We start from the raw sequence: 15,888 nt of genomic DNA, 5'->3' as shown, positions 1-15,888 counted from the left end.
GTTGCCGCGCTGAAGGAGGGCCCCTCGCTGTCGTCCGACAAGATATTTCTGCGCGGTTTGGCTGTTCTGGCTCTCGTCGGGGCAGCCGAGCACGGGCCGACGGCGCTCAAAATAGATCTCGACGTGTTCATTGATCTGGGAGCGGCTGCCATGAGCGACAGTCTTGCCGAGACCGCAAATTACGCGGACCTGACGCGCGAAATTTCGCGCGCTCTGGAGCGTGTGCGATACGATGATCTGGTCCTGGCGGCCGACGCCATTGCTAGCGCGTTGCTTACGGCAGAGCCTAAAATTGAAGAGGTGGCGCTGACGTTGCGCGATTCTCGGACGGTCTTCGACAGCGCAACCGGCAAAATCGGCGTTTCGGTCACGCGGAAGCGCGGACAGGAAAAGTGCGAGATAACGATGCGTGCGCGTCGGGATCAGATCCTCGGCTCAATCTGAACTAAAACAGCGATCCTACTCATCAAAAACAGCCTCGAGGCGGACATGTCCAGAAACCTGGCGCTTGGAAACTTTCGTTTGAGCTACGGCCCTGATGCGGGCGAGGGCCAATTCACGACGAGGCCCGAAATCGCGGGTGCATTCGGCGTCGTAGCCTCGACGCATTGGCTCGGCACCGCCGCGGGGATGAGAATCCTGGAGAAGGGCGGAAATGCCTTCGACGCGGCCGTGGCGGTCGGTTTCGCGTTGCAGGTCGTTGAGCCTCATCTGAATGGCTTCGGTGGCGAAGTGCCCGTCATCTTCCACGATGCGAAGTCCGGGCAGAGCCGCGTGCTCTGCGGTCAAGGCGTTGCGCCTGCCAATGCGACGATCGAGACCTTCGAGAAACTCGGTCTCAACATCATTCCAGGTAGCGGATTTCTTGCAGCTTGCGTACCCGGATCGTTTGGCGCCTGGATGAGGCTCTTGAGCGATTACGGCACGATGGGTCTCGATGACGTCCTAGAGGCCGCCATTTCATACGCCCGGAACGGATACATGATGCTCCCGCGTATCGCGGCGGCAATCCGCACCGTGGCACCGCTGTTCGAGAACGAATGGCCGACATCGGCAAGTGTCTATCTGAAGGAAGGCGTCCCCGAGGCCGGCACGCTCTTCGCGAACCAGGAGCTGGCAACAACCTACGAGCGCATGGTTCGCGTCTTTGAAGACGCCAGGGGCTCTCGCGAACAGAAGATCGAGGCCGCCCGGAAAGCATTCTACGAGGGCTTCGTCGCCGAGGCGATCGACAAGTTCGTTCGATTACCGGTGATGGACACGTCCGGAGAGCGTCATGCCGGCCTCATCTCTGCCCAGGATCTCGCCAACTGGAAGGAATCATACGAGGATCCCCTGTCCCTGAACTACGGCGATTTTCGAGTCCTGAAGCCGGGCCCCTGGACGCAGGGACCCGTCTTTCTGCAGCAATTGGCGCTCCTCAAGGGCTTCGATCTGGGAGCGATGAACCCGTGTGGCGCCGAATTCATTCATACCGTGACAGAGTGCTCTAAGCTGGCGTTCGCGGATCGCGAGAAATACTATGGCGATCCGAACTTCGTGAATGTGCCGATGGCGCATCTTCTGAGCGAGCAATATGCCGCTTCCAGACGAGCTCTGATCGACAGTTCAGCTTCAATCGAGTTTCGCCCGGGCTCGATTGCGGGGTTCGACCACGCCGTGCCGTATCTGGTTGGCGGCGACGATGAGGCGGGCGCGATGCTTGGAGCCGGCGAGCCAACGGTCGCGCGTGTGGTTTCGACGGGCGAGCCGACGATCGATCGGCGCGGATCGGTCCGTGGCGACACGGTCCATCTCGACGTGATCGACAGGTTTGGCAACATCGTCTCGGCGACCCCGAGCGGCGGCTGGCTTCAGAGTTCGCCGGTGATCCCGGAGCTTGGCTTTGCGCTCGGCACGCGCGCGCAAATGTTCTGGCTGCAGCGCGGTCTTCCCTCCTCGCTTGCTCCGGGCAAGCGCCCGAGAACCACGCTTTCGGTATCGCTCGTTTACTGCGGCGACCAGCCATATGGCAGCTTCGGTACCCCCGGTGGCGATCAGCAGGACCAGTGGAGCTCGGTTTTTTTTCTGCGGCATGTGCATCACGGTCTCAATCTGCAGGCTGCGATCGATGCGCCGATGTTCCACAACGACCACATGCCGAGCTCGTTCTTCCCGCGGCGCGCCAAGCCGGGGTCGTTGACGATGGAAAGCCGGTTCGCTCCCGACGTGCAGAAAGAGTTGGAGCGCAGGGGGCACCGCATCGAGACCGTCGACGGTTGGTCGCTCGGCAGATTGTCAGCGGTCTCCAAACAGGGGAAGATCCTGCGAGCAGCGGCGAATCCGCGATACATGCAGGGCTACGCATTTGGCAGGTAGTTCTTCGAGCCCTCGCGGGCCAGGCTCGCTTATGGTTTCGTCTTGTTCTCTTTTCGAACGAGATCGACAAATGTGCGAGCCGCTTCGGACAGGTTGCCGCGCTTCCAGGCAAGGATGGTTTCGAGTCGAAAGCGTGGATCGTCGATTCGGGTGAACGAGAGCTTTTCTCCGGCGAAGCCGGCGAGACTTTCGGGGTAGATCGTGACGCCGAGACCCGCGGCGACCAATCCGAGCAGCGCCATCGGATTCGATGCCTCCAGCGTCACTTTCATGGTCAGTCCTTCCGACGAGAAAAGGTCGGTCAGGCGCCATCGATAGGCTTGCCACTCGGTCATGTCGCCGACCACGAACTCGTGCTCCGCCAGTTCTCGCGGGCTTATACTGCGGGCCTGCGCGATCGGGTGATCGCGCGATGCAATCAGGCAGAGCGGCTCGTCGGCAACCTTCAACGTCTCGAAATCAGGATGCTCGAATGGCCCGATCATCAATCCCAGATCGATCTCGCCATTGGCCAGCGCCAGTTTCTGTCCTTGTGTTCGGATGTAGCTCAGCTTGAGAGCGACGTGCGGACAAAGCGCGCGATATCTGGAAACGAGGGACGGCATCTGGAGAGTAGCCGCGAACGACATATAGGCGAGACGCAACTCTCCGGTCTTGCCTTCAGCCACGAAGCGGGCGCTCTCGACGGCGCGGCCATATTCCCGAATTAGTCCGAGATTTGCTTCGTAAAACGACCGGCCGGCCGGCGTGAGTGCGACCTCTCTCGTCGTTCGCTCCAGCAGCTTGAATCCCAGCTAATGTTCCAGCTTCTGGATACGGCGCGTCAGGGCCGATTGATCCAGATTGAGGCGCTCAGCACCGCGCCGAAAGCTGAGTTCTTCAGCAACGACAACGAAAGATTGTGCGAGCTCGATGCTCCCGTCCCATCGCATGTGGCGGTTCCTGTCGGGAGGATAACCATTGATGCACGGGACGCAACAACAATTGGTGAACCATCACTTCCGTACAGGCGGGTCTGTGAGATTGTGCGGCAGGATCGCCTTTCCAAGGCGATCCTTACCGCAGAGATGGAGAAGCACATGCAAGACGGTGACATGGATACGCGTGAACTCGACAAGATGCTTCAGCGGGCATTCGACGCCTCCACGAAGATCTATCAGCAGCGTGGCTTCCAAAGGCGCATCGGATTCGGGAAGCGTCCGGCACTCGTCAGCGTGGATCTGGCGAACGCCTGGACCCGTCCTGGCAACCCGTTCACCTGCGATCAGGAGGCCATGGACGACGAGATCATCCCGGGGATGCAACGCTTGCTGAAAGCCTGCCGCGCCCACGGCTACCCGGTCATCCATGTGACGACCGCCTACGAGATCACGGATCTCAACGCGCCCTTCACGGACATGGGCCTCTGGCAATACAAGATCCCGATCGAAGTCGTCGATCTCCAGCGCAAAGAGTTGTGGGCAATCGACTCCCGCATTGCGCCGGTGAAGGGCGAATATACGCTGCTGAAGAAGAGAGCGAGCGCGTTTCACGGCACGGGTCTCGGCGGCATCTTGCGGGCCGCCGGCGTGGACACGATCCTGGTGACGGGCGTAACGGCGACGGCCTGCGTGCGAACCACCATCTGCGACGGTCTGGCAGACGGATTCCGGACGATTGCGGTGAAGGAGTGCATTGGCGACCGCGTTCCGGGTGCAGTGGCGTGGAACCTCTACGACATCGACGCGAAGTTTGCCGACGTTGAAAGCGTCGACGCGTGCGTGAAGTATCTCGAAGGCGCCGGGCAAACTGCTCAAGCCGCGGAATAGAGCGCGCTCACAGGGCTCTGTGCATGACGAGAGCATCGACAAGTTCGCCAGTCGGTCGCCGGAACGCCAAGGGTAGGCGGCCGACCTGTTCGAAGCCCATCGCAAGCCACAAGCGAACGGCACGTTCGTTTGTGCTGACGACGAAATTGAACTGCATCGCCAGGAAGCCGAGCTTCCTGGCTTCGGCCAGGGAATGCTCGCACATCGTTCGAGCAACGCCCTTCTGCCGCGCGTCAGCACGTGTCATGTAGCCGCAGTTCGCCACATGAGCTCCTCCGCCGAGCTGATTTGCACGCAGATAATAAGTTCCTACTGCTTGGCCTCCGTCTTCGGCAATGTAACTGTGACGGTCCGGTCCCGTCCAGTATCGTAATGCGTCGGATTCGGTCATGTCTTGCGGCAGCGTGTAGGTTTCGCCCGCCCGGATCACGGGGCCGATGATCGACCAAATCGGTCCCCTGTCCCCAATCGTGCAAGGTCTAATCGCGATCATAGCCTGATACCTCATTCACCGTCGTAGTTTGGACTTTCGTATCATTCAAGCTCGTTGCCCGACACGTTGCGATGCGGCATCGTGATGTTGACTTTCGCTCGGACAGGGCGATTAATCGCCACATGCCTAGCCGATGGGCTCGTGTTGCCCATGTGATGTACAGCGCTCATACCGCACGGCGCTGCGTCACGATCCGCTTCCAACCCCTACAATTTGTATGTCGCATTCCTACAAGCCCCGGGCGCTCGGGCACGTATACATTTTTGTCAAGTTTGAAGACGCCAAACTTTGGTGAAGCGCGGGATGTCTTCCGGCGGATATCCAGAGGGGTGTGCGATAGGGCGGAGAAAGTAATGAGCTATCTGGTCAATAGGCGCACCTTTCTTGCGGGGGCCAGTGGGGCCGTTGCACTCCTGTCTGGCGCAGGCGCTGCAAGCGCCGATGGAGGTCAGGTCATCGTCGCAAATTGGGGCGGCGATTGGAACGACCGAACGGTCCAGTTCTTCGAAGCTCCCATTGTGGAGAAGGCCGGCTATACGGTCGTGCGCGACCTTGATGCCTTTGACCAGAGGCGAACGAAGATCATCGCAAGTCGGCGGTTGCCGAAGGCCCCGATGGACGTCGCGCATATGGACGACGCCACGGCATTCGAGCTCGCGTCTCTCGATCTGCTCGACCCCCTCGACGAGGCGTCCGTTCCGCGGCTGAAGGATGTCGTGCCTGGCTTACGCACGCCCACCTTCGCGCCCTGGCAGTACAGCGCCTGGATCATCGGCTACAATCCGAAGAAGCTAAAGGAAGCGCCGAAGAGCTTCGGCGACCTGTGGGACCCCAAATACAAAGGGATCGTCGGGCTCAGCGACGCACACTGGTTTCATCATATCGAATGTGCCGCTTTGAAGATCGGCAAATCTCTCGACACGATCGATGTGCCCGCCGTGAAGTCGAGCATGATGGAGTGGAAGAAGGCCGCCAACCCTCGCATCTATCCCAACCATCTTCAGATCGAGCAAGCTCTCAAGAACGAGGAGATCCTGGTCGCTCCGGAGTACAAGGCTCGCATTCTGCAATTCGCCTCCGAGGGCGTAGACGTCGTATCTGCCTATCCGGCAGAAGGCGGCATTTCAATCATCTTCGGCTTGTGTCTGCCGAAGAAGCGTCCCAATCCGAAGCCTGCCAATTTCTATTGCAATGCATTGCTGGATCCGGAAGGTCTGACGGGCCTGGTTCAGAAATCATTCTACTCGCCGGCGAATACGAAGTCGGTGCTGCCGGAAGCGGCCGCCAAGCAGATCGAGTTCTCAGAGGCCGAGAAGAAATCGATCCACAATCGCAATCACGCGTTCTGGCTGAAGAACCGCGACGACCTGCTCGACTGGTGGAACAAAGAGTTCAAGAGCTGATCAATCTCGATGACCGCTATCGAGGCCATCCAAGTCCAGAGCGCGAGTCAGGCCGTGAAAAAGAAGCATGGCCGCCGGCTAGCTCCATACGCTTTGTCCGGACCGGCGTTGGCTTTCGTCACGCTGTTCCTGATGTTGCCGCTCTTCCTGATGTTGCGCTTGAGCTTCTATCAGTACAACGCGGCGCAGATGTATGCCGAAGCGTTGACTCTCGAGAACTACTTGCGGTTCTTCAGGGACGATTTCTACCGCCAAGTCCTCTGGACCACGCTCTGGATTTCCACGGCGACGACTATCCTCTGTCTGATCGGCGGCTTGGCAGTCGCATATTTCATGGCAAGGACGACTTCAGATTTGCTGAAGCGCTATCTGATCATTGCCATTGTTCTTCCGCTCTTCATGGGTAACGTTGCACGGACGGCAGGCTGGATCATCATCCTCGACAATAAGGGCCTGCTGAACTTCCTGTTGCAGTACTTCCGCCTTACGGAAAGTTCCGTCCAGCTTCTTTATACGTCAGGTGCAGTTATAACCGGCCTCACTTCGGTGTTGCTGCCTTTCATGATCGTGACGCTCAACAGCGTCATGCACAACATCGACATTTCCCTGGAGGAGGCATCCCTAAATCTCGGTGCCTCGTCACTGATGACCTTCCGCCGCGTCGTGCTTCCGCTGCTCATGCCCGGCATATTCGCCGGCTCGATCCTGTGCTTCATACTTTCAATGAACGCCTATGCCACGCCCGTGCTGATCGGCGGTCCGAAGTTCTACATGATGGCGCCGACCATCTATAAGCAGATATCGGTCACGATGAACTGGCCCTTCGGTTCTGCGCTCGCCTTCATGCTCATTGGCCTGACGGTACTTCTTACGGTCATCTCCGCGGTGATCTTCGATCGCGCGGCAAAACGCACGGGCATAGTACGATGAGCATCGCTGCGAGGCTTCATCCATCGAGATGGTTCTACCTGAGCTTCGTATGGGCGAACATCCTCTTCGTGCTCGTTCCGCTGACGACGACGATATGGGTCGCGTTCTTCAGCAACAAGATCCTGACGTTCCCGGCGGAAGGATACACGGCGTCGTGGTTCGGGCAGGCCCTGAATCTGGAAGCGTTCCGGAGCGGATTCCTGCTGAGTTTCCAGGTGGCGATCGGCGCTTCGATACTGGCCGTATGCCTCGGCGTTCCGGCGGCAATCGCGATTGCTCGACACGAGTTCAGAGGCAGGGAATTCATAAACACCGTCTTGATGTCCCCCCTGATGATTCCGGCGATCGTCGCGGGCACTGCGATATATCTCTTCTATATCGAGGTTCAAATCCGGAGCGACGTACAACTCGTCGCGACGGTCCAGGGCCTGACCCTCGCTCACACGCTCATCGCCATTCCCTGGGTCCTGCGCCTGCTTGTAGCGTCCCTGGCTGGGCTGGACCCGGCGATCGAGGAGGCATCGCTGAGTCTGGGCGCGTCACGGATCACGACGTTCTTTCGTGTGACCCTGCCGTCAATCCGCCCGGGCATCACGGCTGGCGTGCTGTTCGGGTTCATCGCCTCGTTCGGCGACCTCGAGAAATCGCTGCTTCTGGTCGGACCCGGTCGGATCACATTGCCGATCGCGATGATCAACTATCTGGAATACCGGACCGATCCGACCATCATGGCCGTCGCGACGATCCAAGTCCTGATTATCGCGGTAGCGCTGATCGTTTCGGATCGTTTCGTTCGGCTTGGCAGAACATTCTAAATAGCGAAAGGCAGTAGCTTGTCCAAGGTTACGCTCAGGAACGTCATGAAGCAGTACGACTCGTTCGTCGCTGTGAGAGAAATGTCGCTTGAGATCGGGGACGGCGAGTTCCTTGCCCTGCTCGGTCCCAGCGGTTGCGGGAAGACGACGACACTGCGGATGATCGCCGGATTCGTGGAGGCGAGTGCGGGCAGGATCTTCTTCGGCAATGAGGACGTGACCGATCTTCCGCCGAACAAGCGAAACACCGGCATGGTCTTTCAGGGCTTCGCGCTGTTTCCGCACATGACGGTCGCGCAAAACGTCGCCTACGGCCTCGAGATGCGCCGAATCCCCAAGCCGGAGATCAAGACGAGGGTTGCGAAGGTCCTTGACCTCGTTCAACTCGGCTGGTTTTCGGAACGGCTTCCGCGACAACTCTCGGGCGGTCAGCAGCAGCGCGTAGCGCTTGCGCGGGCGCTGGTTATCAGCCCCCACGTCCTGCTTCTAGACGAGCCGCTGTCGGCGCTCGATGCGAAGCTGAGACACGACGTCCGTACCCAGATACGACAACTTCAGCAATCGCTTGGCCTGACGACGGTGTTCGTGACGCACGACCAGGAGGAGGCCTTGAGCCTGGCGGACCGTCTGGTGGTGATGAACGGAGGCGCCATTGAGCAGATCGGAACGCCAGCCGACCTGTATGAGCGTCCGGCGACGCCTTTCGTTGCGGACTTCATCGGCAAGACCAACTTCTTCAACGGCGAGCTGAGCGGCGATCGCTTTGTGTTTGGCGGCGGCGAAGCGTCGCTGAAGGTCCCGCCGCGGATTCCAGGTGCGAATTTGCTGGGCATAAGACCGGAGAAAGTGAGGCTTTTGCCGGCAGGCTCGGAAGCACCAGACCCGGCCGCGGAAAACGAGATGAGCGGAACGGTCGAGCTGGTGAGCTATCTCGGACCGACCACCGAATATCGCGTCAAGGTCGCCGGGGAGAAGCATATCCTCGTCCAGCGTCCTAATGGCGAAGCGGCCCAGCCGGTCAATATCGGGCAGAACGTGACCCTCCGAATACCCATGGAATGCTGTTTCCTTTTCGAGGCGGACAAGCGTGCGCAGGAGTTCTCGGGAGCAAAGACATAAAGACTTCGAGACACAACGCTCAACCCAGCGTCCGTTGCAAAAAGAGGGAGAACGATCTTGTCGTCAGGACTGCACGAGCGATCAATCGTAATTGATGGTCTTATCGTCTCAAATTTCGAGCGCGACATTTTTGAGGATATGAGGAGGGCGGGACTTACGGCCGCAAACTGCACGTGCTGCATTTGGGAAGGCTTCGAAGCGACGATGCAGAACGTCGGGCGCTGGAAGCGCTGGTTTCGCGAGAACGATGATCTCATCACCCAGGTCTACACGGCAAGGGACATCGTCGAAGCCAAGGAGCGCGGCAAGACGGGCATCATACTCGGCTGGCAAAACATTTCCGGGATCGAAGACCAGATCGGATATCTCGAGCTGTTCAAGGAGCTCGGCGTTGGCATCATTCAGATGGCCTACAACACCCAAAATCTCGTGGGAACGGGGTGTTACGAGAGCAAAGATGGCGGGCTCTCCGATTTCGGTCGCGATGTCGTCGCCGAGATGAACCGCCTCGGCATCATGTGCGACCTGTCGCATGTCGGACCGGAGACGAGCCGGGACGTCATTCTAGCCTCGAGCAAGCCGGTTACCTATTCGCACTGTCTGCCCGCAGGACTGAAGACGCATCCTCGCAACAAGACCGACGAGCAGCTCAGGTTCATTGCCGATCGTGGAGGTTTCGTCGGTGTCACCATGTTCCCTCCCTTCTTGAAGCGAGGGACGGCGGCGACGGTCGACGATTATGTCGAAGCCATTGAATACGTCATCAATATTTGCGGCGAGCAAAGCGTCGGCATCGGGACCGACTTCACGCAAGGATATGGGAAGCCGTTCTTCGATTGGATCACGCACGACAAGGGCTACGGTCGGAAGTTGACCGACTTTGGTGACGTCATAAATCCGGAAGGAATGCGCAAGATCGGAGATTGGCCGAACCTAACAGCCGCGATGGAGCGGCGCCACTGGAGCGTTAAGCGGATCGAGGGCGTTATCGGTACGAATTGGCTGTCGGTGCTGCGCGAAGTGTGGGGTGCTTAAGGCGAAGAGCTAATCAAGGCGAAGCAGGCTGCGACTGTTCCGACTAAGAATAAGCAGAACTGAATTAACGTATGAATCCCAGAAGGAGTTAAATTCCTGCGATCGAGGGACGAAGGCCCATTCGCAACGGCAATTAGTCCGAGCAATGAGACCGTCATCCAACAGACAATTGCAATCCCAGCAATCAGGAGCCGTCGCGGCTCTCCAACTCCCATTAGAGGAGCTAGCGCAATCGGAAGGGCCACAAAGCTCATCGCGCAGAGTGAAGCTGGTAGCACTTGTCGGATTCGCAGACCGAAAATGAGCATTAGCGGCGAACTCGGCTTAGGCATGTCGGTCACTGCGGTACGCAATGTTGGAATGGTACCAAATGCGCCATCGGCCTCCAAGCGGTTTGGCTCCACGCTGGCGCCCAGGACGGAAAGAATACAGATTACTCATGTTAGGAGCAGGATTTGAGCAAGGGCAAGGAGGAAGGTAAGAGCTGGCAGGAATCGAGCCTGGTATCGTCCGCTGCCGGCTTTCCTGTTGATCCCTCGCTTGATGGGGGCTGCCAGCCTCCCGTTTGCGAAGTTACAGCGCCCTTTGAAGCAGGGAAGAATATGTGGCAGCCATCGCCCAGGAGACCGTTGCATCGAGCGCCCCTGGTACAGTTGCTCAAGCGGCTGGGTCACCATCTCAGCGCATGGAAAAAGGCGGGCTCGTAGGGCGCGTGGGCGCACCCCAGGCGGCAGGAGGTGCCGTTGTGTGTGAAAGGCCTCAGCTCTCGTTTCTTCTAGGAACAATGGCCTTCTCGATTTGCAAGCATTGTCAGCTCTGACGATCATTCTCCCTTTTGGCAGGGAGAGGTCAAATCTGGAGTTCGCGGATCTCTTCTTCGCTTGGCGCGCGCCCCTGATACAGCGGAGGCGTCAGCATCCAGATCAACTTCGTTGGGACGCCGCCTGGATTGCCGAATCGATGTGGGCGTCCGCTTTCGAATTCGAACGAGTCACCAGGGCCGAGCACGTAGTGACGTTCGTCGACCCACAATTCGAACTTGCCCTTCAGAATATAGCCGCCTTCTTCGCCCTCGTGCGTATACGACTGCGCCCCGGACGATCCATGCGGAGCAATCGTGACGAGCAATATTTCGAGGGCGCCTCCCAGATCGGAATTGAGTGGGCACTTCTCAATTCCGTTCGCCCGCATGAACTGCCGCCCGGCTCCATGCCGCAAGACGACTTCGCCGGGATGAGCTTCATGCTCCAGATCGTAGAACCAGCCGGGCGGGACAGCGAATGCGCGGGCCAGGGTGGTAAGTGAGCGTAGCGTCGGTGCAACCGTGCCTCGCTCCAAGCCACTCAAAAGACCAAGACATGAGTACCAAGTGATGATTTGCGGGCTCTCGTGGTGCTTTCGACCCGCCAGGCTGGCGATGTATTCGACGGAAGCGATGATATCCCTAGTCGGGCGCGATGGCTTCAGCCTGAAGACACCTGGAAGAGGCTGTGCTGGCCGAGGCTGATCGCCGGGTGGTAAGGGATTGATCTGCCGAGGATGGCCGCGATTGGTGCAGACTGCGACTTGAACAGCCGCGGCGCGTTCTAACCCGTGACGGCATACACCGATGAGCGTGATTGAACGTCGTTGTCAGTAGTGTGGAGGAGTAATTACCCAGACAACTTTGGCCGGGACTTTTCCAGGGTTTGCGCAGCGATGCTGCGAGCTGCTCTTGAATGAAAAGCTGTCGCCTTCCTCAAGCTGGAAATGCTTTCCGTCTACCCAAAGGTCCAATCGACCCGCAATCAGAATCCCAGCCTCATTGCCATCGTGGCTATATTCGCCGCTGTCGGCGCCGGGCTCGATCGTGCTCAACAGGAGCTCAAGAGGGCCTGCGAGATTAGGCGACAAAAGCTCTTCGGCAATCCCAAGACCCGTGAAAGTCAGTCGTCGCCGGTTTCCCTTTCGAACGACCACGTCGCGTTCGTCTGGGTTGGCGTTCATGTTGCCGTTAAAAAACCAGTTCATGTGCACGCCAAGCACATCACTTAGCTTCTTCAAGACGCCGATTGGTAGATTTGATTGGTTTCTCTCGATCTGACTGAGATATCCGACGGAAATTCCCGCACTCTGAGCCAGTTGAGTCAACGTGAGCTTCTTGATCTTACGGAGTTCACGGATTTGCCCGCCGACGGCCGCTTCTGCATCCGCTTCCGATGCCGATCCTGAGTTTACCCACTCATCAGCCGTGCGTATCGATCTAACAGCCATCGAACTATTCGACCTTCCAATCAAAGAGATAGCCCGCCAAGCCCCTCGAATCCGAGACGAGCATCGGCGGTTCCATAACTTATGACTTTAAGGAGCGGTACTTCGTCGGTCACGCAAAAAAGCCCTCACTTCTCCAATGGGCGCAGTTTTCAAAAAATATCAGCTGATCGCAAAAAAGAAATTCACAATGATGAAAAAATATGAAAATATTTCACGGAAGGATGCTCGGAGGTTAGAGCGTGACGAAAATTCCAATGTCAGCCCAAGTCGTCATCATTGGCGGCGGAATCATGGGGTGCAGCCTCGCTTATCATCTAACACTTCGCGGTTTCAGAGACGTCGTGCTGTTCGAGCGAAAGCAGCTTACATCGGGGACGACTTGGCATGCCGCAGGTCTTGTTGGCCAACTCGGTGCCACGCACAATCTTACGCGGTTAGCTCAATATACGACCGAGCTTTACGCCGAGCTCGAACGCGAGACCGGACAGAATACGGGATATCGAAGGATTGGCTCGCTCGCCATTGCGAACAATCAGCCGCGATTCGAGGAGTTGCGGCGAGGCGCCTCCATGGCTCGTTGCTTTGGATTGCAAGTCGATGTTCTGACCGCGAAAGAAGCCGGCGACTTGTGGCCGCTGATGGATATCGACGATCTCGTCGGTGCAGTCCATCTGCCGAAGGATGGGCAAACCAACCCCGTAGATACCACTCAAGCCCTGGCGAAGGGCGCGAGGGCGCGCGGCGCGAAACTATTCGAAAATACGGCCGTGACCGAAATCATCGTCGAGGGTGGGCGCGCCGTCGGCGTTCGAACGAAGGACGCGGAGATCAAATCCGAGTTCGTTGTCAACTGCGCTGGAATGTGGGCGCGCGATCTCGGTGCGGCTGCCGGCACAGTTGTGCCCCTGCATGCCGCTGAACACTTCTACATCGTCACGGAGCCGTTACCGGAAATCAAAAAGCACCTTCCGGTGCTCCGTGATGGTGACGCCTACACTTATTTCAAGGAGGACGCAGGAAAGCTTTTGGTCGGCTGGTTCGAGCCAGTTGCAAAGCCGTGGGGAATGGCCGGAATCTCCGAAAGCTTCGAGTTCGATACGCTTCCGAACGATCTCGAGCACATCGAGCCCTTGCTTGAGGCTGCAATCCGCCGAGTGCCGATTCTTGGCAAGGCGGGAATCCAGCTGTTTTTTAATGGCCCCGAGAGCTTTACGCCCGATGATCGGTACATGCTGGGGGAGACCCCCGAGGTCCGGAATCTGTTCGTCGCCGCGGGTTTCAATTCCATCGGCATCAGATCGGCTGGAGGCGCCGGTAAGGTGCTGGCGGATTGGATCGTGGACGGGCACCCTCCCATGGACTTGTGGGACGTGGACATTCGTCGTGTGATGCCGTTCCAATCGAACAAGCGGTATTTGAAGGATCGCACAGTCGAGTCACTGGGGCTTCTTTACGCGATGCATTGGCCGTTTCGGCAACCGGAAACGGCCAGGGGAGTTCGGCGTTCCGCGCTTCACGATCGATTGCTCGCCCGCGGCGCGTGCTTTGGAGAGGTTGCCGGCTGGGAGCGGCCGAATTGGTACGCGCCGGAAGGTAAAGCGGCGAAATACGACTACAGCTACGGCCGACAAAATTGGTTCGACTATTCCGCTGAAGAGCATCGCGCCGTTAGAGAGAGCGTCGGCCTATTTGACCAGTCTTCTTTCGCGAAATTTATCCTGGAGGGGGAGGATGCCGAGACAATTCTCAATCGAATCTCCGCGAACAACGTTTCGGTGCCGATCGGGCGAATTGTTTATACTCAATGGCTGAATGAAAGAGGGGGGATCGAGGCGGATCTGACGATCACCAAGGAGAGCCGTACTCGCTTTCTTATCGTGACCGCAGCCGCAACCCAGGTACGGGATTTTGCTTGGTTAACTCGGCATATTCCGGAGGGGGCTCGCGCGATTGCGGTCGATGTGACATCCGCCTATGGCGTGCTAGGCGTAATGGGGCCGAACTCCCGAAAGCTGCTTGGCAAGCTGACGAGCTCTGATCTGTCCAATAAAGCGTTCCCCTTCGCCACGTCGCAGATCGTTGACCTCGGCTATGCGAAGGTGCGTGCGAGCCGCATCACCTACGTAGGCGAATTGGGCTGGGAGCTTTACGTTCCGACGGAGTTCATCCAAGGCGTATTCGATTCGCTTGTGGACGAGGGCAAATCCTTGGGCATGACGCTCGCCGGTTACCATGCGATGAACTCGCTCAGAATGGAGAAGGGCTATCGCCACTGGGGCCACGACATCACTGATGAAGACACGCCGCTCGAGGCCGGTCTAGGCTTCGCGGTTTCCTGGTCAAAGCCGGACGGCTTCATCGGTCAAGAAGCATTGTTGCGTCAAAAGAATGCCGGGTTGAAGCGTCGAATGATTCAAGTCGCCCTTCATGACCCGGATCCGCTGCTCTACCACAACGAGCCGATCTGGGTTGACGGTCGGCTTGCCGGGCGCGTGACATCGGCCATGTACGGGCACACTATCGGAACATGCCTCGGTCTGGGTTACGTGGAAAGCGATGGAGGCGCCATCGATGCAGCGTATCTAGAATCTGCAAAGATCGAGATTGAGATAGCCGGAGAGCGGGTGCCGGCCCGAGCAGCATTGCGTCCCTTCTACGATCCCGCGAACAAGCGAGTCAGAGACGTCTTGGAGACTGATCCGGTCGCAACGGCTGCCTCGTGAAAGAAGCTTCAACAATGAGCGAGACGGCCGTTAAAGAGGCGCAAGCTGGTCACGCTGCCAAAGGGATACCATCGCTCGCGGATGTCGCTCGGCCAATTAAGTGCCCCGATTTCATCTTGACGTTTTCCTGCCCTGACCGAACCGGCATAGTTCATGCGGTTTCGGGAATACTTGCCAATTTCGGCTGCAACATCTTGGATAGCGCCCAATTCTCGGACCAGAGCGTCGGATGGCTATTCATGCGCCTGTCGTTCGACGCTCCAGGCGTAGCGTTCGCGACGCTGCATCGAGAATTCTCGGGTGTGGGCGAACCATTCGCAATGAGCTGGAACTTGTATGACTGCAAGACAAAGCCTCGATTGCTGATCATGGTCTCGAAAGCCGGTCACTGCCTGAACGACCTTCTGTTTCGGTACGGTACGGGCGCACTTAACGCCGAGATCCCCCTCATCGTGTCGAACCACCGCGACCATTATCGACTAGCGGCATCTTACGATATTCCCTTCCACTACTTGCCAATTTCGCCCGAGACAAAAATGGCTCAGGAGACGAAGCTGCTTGAACTCGTGGATCAAGAGCGCATCGATCTTGTCGTTCTCGCCCGTTACATGCAGGTACTGTCTGACGGTCTTTGTCGGAAAATGGCCGGCCGCATCATCAACATCCACCACTCATTTCTTCCGAGTTTCAAGGGCGCTCGTCCATATCATCAAGCCCACTCGCGCGGCGTCAAACTGATTGGAGCCACTGCTCACTACGTAACGGCGGACCTGGATGAGGGTCCAATCATCGAGCAAGACGTGATGCGCGTCGACCACTCGTTGACGCCAGAAGATCTTTCCGCGACAGGGAGAGATGTGGAAGCGGCCGTGCTCGCAAGAGCTGTCAAGTTCCACACGGAACATCGCGTTTTGAGGAATGGCGACAGAACGGTAGTATTCAGGTGAATGA

Annotated in this window: 15 protein-coding genes; 10 read left to right on the top strand and 5 right to left on the bottom strand. The window is 58.0% G+C overall.

Going from position 1 to position 15,888, the window contains the following annotated elements; genetic code table 11:
- Positions 1 to 9: 9 nt before the first annotated feature.
- Both AC1VNY_RS31245 and AC1VNY_RS31240 read left to right on the top strand, forming a co-directional pair.
- Positions 10 to 444 carry a dihydroneopterin aldolase gene (locus tag AC1VNY_RS31245; RefSeq protein ID WP_482408066.1) on the top strand — a complete coding sequence of 145 codons (435 nt, stop codon included), beginning with the start codon at positions 10 to 12 and terminating at the stop codon, positions 442 to 444.
- 45 nt (positions 445 to 489) lie between these two features.
- Positions 490 to 2,358, top strand: coding sequence for a gamma-glutamyltransferase family protein (locus tag AC1VNY_RS31240; protein WP_482408045.1), 1,869 nt, complete (start codon positions 490 to 492; stop codon positions 2,356 to 2,358).
- A gap of 29 nt (positions 2,359 to 2,387) precedes the next feature.
- Here the strand turns inward: AC1VNY_RS31240 and AC1VNY_RS31235 are convergent, their stop codons facing one another.
- Both AC1VNY_RS31235 and AC1VNY_RS31230 read right to left on the bottom strand, forming a co-directional pair.
- Complete coding sequence (locus AC1VNY_RS31235; protein ID WP_482408044.1) at positions 2,388 to 3,026, bottom strand: LysR family substrate-binding domain-containing protein; 639 nt, start codon at positions 3,024 to 3,026, stop codon at positions 2,388 to 2,390.
- 126 nt (positions 3,027 to 3,152) lie between these two features.
- The gene (locus tag AC1VNY_RS31230; RefSeq protein ID WP_482408043.1) at positions 3,153 to 3,290 is read right to left on the bottom strand and encodes a helix-turn-helix domain-containing protein; all 138 of its coding nucleotides are present in this window, start codon (positions 3,288 to 3,290) and stop codon (positions 3,153 to 3,155) included.
- Between the two features lie 135 nt (positions 3,291 to 3,425).
- Between AC1VNY_RS31230 and AC1VNY_RS31225 the strand changes: the two genes are divergently transcribed.
- Positions 3,426 to 4,166 carry an isochorismatase family protein gene (locus AC1VNY_RS31225; RefSeq protein ID WP_482408065.1) on the top strand — a complete coding sequence of 247 codons (741 nt, stop codon included), beginning with the start codon at positions 3,426 to 3,428 and terminating at the stop codon, positions 4,164 to 4,166.
- A 7-nt stretch (positions 4,167 to 4,173) separates the two neighbouring features.
- On the opposite strand, the gene AC1VNY_RS31220 is transcribed toward AC1VNY_RS31225, so the two are convergent.
- On the bottom strand, positions 4,174 to 4,656 hold the full coding sequence (locus AC1VNY_RS31220; RefSeq protein ID WP_482408064.1) for a GNAT family N-acetyltransferase: 483 nt from the start codon (positions 4,654 to 4,656) through the stop codon (positions 4,174 to 4,176).
- 356 nt (positions 4,657 to 5,012) lie between these two features.
- On the opposite strand from AC1VNY_RS31220, the gene AC1VNY_RS31215 reads away from it, so the two are divergent.
- Genes AC1VNY_RS31215 through AC1VNY_RS31195 form a run of 5 tightly spaced genes read left to right on the top strand, consistent with a single transcriptional unit; the run spans position 5,013 to position 9,961 of the window.
- Entirely contained in the window at positions 5,013 to 6,062 is a 1,050-nt protein-coding gene (locus AC1VNY_RS31215) for an ABC transporter substrate-binding protein (RefSeq protein WP_482408042.1), read from the top strand.
- 9 nt (positions 6,063 to 6,071) lie between these two features.
- Positions 6,072 to 6,992 (top strand): ABC transporter permease, encoded by a 921-nt coding sequence (locus tag AC1VNY_RS31210; protein WP_482408041.1) that lies wholly within the window; start codon positions 6,072 to 6,074, stop codon positions 6,990 to 6,992.
- Entirely contained in the window at positions 6,989 to 7,807 is an 819-nt protein-coding gene (locus tag AC1VNY_RS31205; protein WP_482408040.1) for an ABC transporter permease, read from the top strand. The genes AC1VNY_RS31210 and AC1VNY_RS31205 overlap by 4 nt, the downstream gene beginning before the upstream one ends.
- Before the next feature lie 45 nt (positions 7,808 to 7,852).
- A complete protein-coding gene (locus AC1VNY_RS31200; RefSeq protein WP_482408039.1) occupies positions 7,853 to 8,926 on the top strand; it encodes an ABC transporter ATP-binding protein in 1,074 nt (357 codons plus the stop codon).
- A 57-nt stretch (positions 8,927 to 8,983) separates the two neighbouring features.
- On the top strand, positions 8,984 to 9,961 hold the full coding sequence (locus AC1VNY_RS31195) for a dipeptidase (RefSeq protein ID WP_482408038.1): 978 nt from the start codon (positions 8,984 to 8,986) through the stop codon (positions 9,959 to 9,961).
- 849 nt (positions 9,962 to 10,810) lie between these two features.
- Here AC1VNY_RS31195 and AC1VNY_RS31190 read toward each other — a convergent pair.
- Positions 10,811 to 11,299: a cupin domain-containing protein gene (locus AC1VNY_RS31190; protein ID WP_482408037.1), complete on the bottom strand. Its 489-nt coding sequence runs from the start codon at positions 11,297 to 11,299 to the stop codon at positions 10,811 to 10,813.
- A gap of 294 nt (positions 11,300 to 11,593) precedes the next feature.
- Positions 11,594 to 12,214 (bottom strand): helix-turn-helix domain-containing protein, encoded by a 621-nt coding sequence (locus AC1VNY_RS31185; RefSeq protein WP_482408036.1) that lies wholly within the window; start codon positions 12,212 to 12,214, stop codon positions 11,594 to 11,596.
- 239 nt (positions 12,215 to 12,453) lie between these two features.
- Here AC1VNY_RS31185 and AC1VNY_RS31180 point away from each other — a divergent pair, with 239 nt between their 5' ends.
- Together AC1VNY_RS31180 and purU are read left to right on the top strand one after the other, a co-directional pair.
- Positions 12,454 to 14,937 (top strand): GcvT family protein, encoded by a 2,484-nt coding sequence (locus AC1VNY_RS31180; RefSeq protein ID WP_482408035.1) that lies wholly within the window; start codon positions 12,454 to 12,456, stop codon positions 14,935 to 14,937.
- A 14-nt stretch (positions 14,938 to 14,951) separates the two neighbouring features.
- Positions 14,952 to 15,884, top strand: coding sequence for a formyltetrahydrofolate deformylase (gene purU / locus AC1VNY_RS31175; RefSeq protein ID WP_482408034.1), 933 nt, complete (start codon positions 14,952 to 14,954; stop codon positions 15,882 to 15,884).
- The last annotated feature ends 4 nt before the right edge of the window (positions 15,885 to 15,888 follow it).

The organism is Bradyrhizobium ferriligni, assembly GCF_056837965.1.
This window is presented reverse-complemented; position numbering and strand designations above follow the sequence as displayed.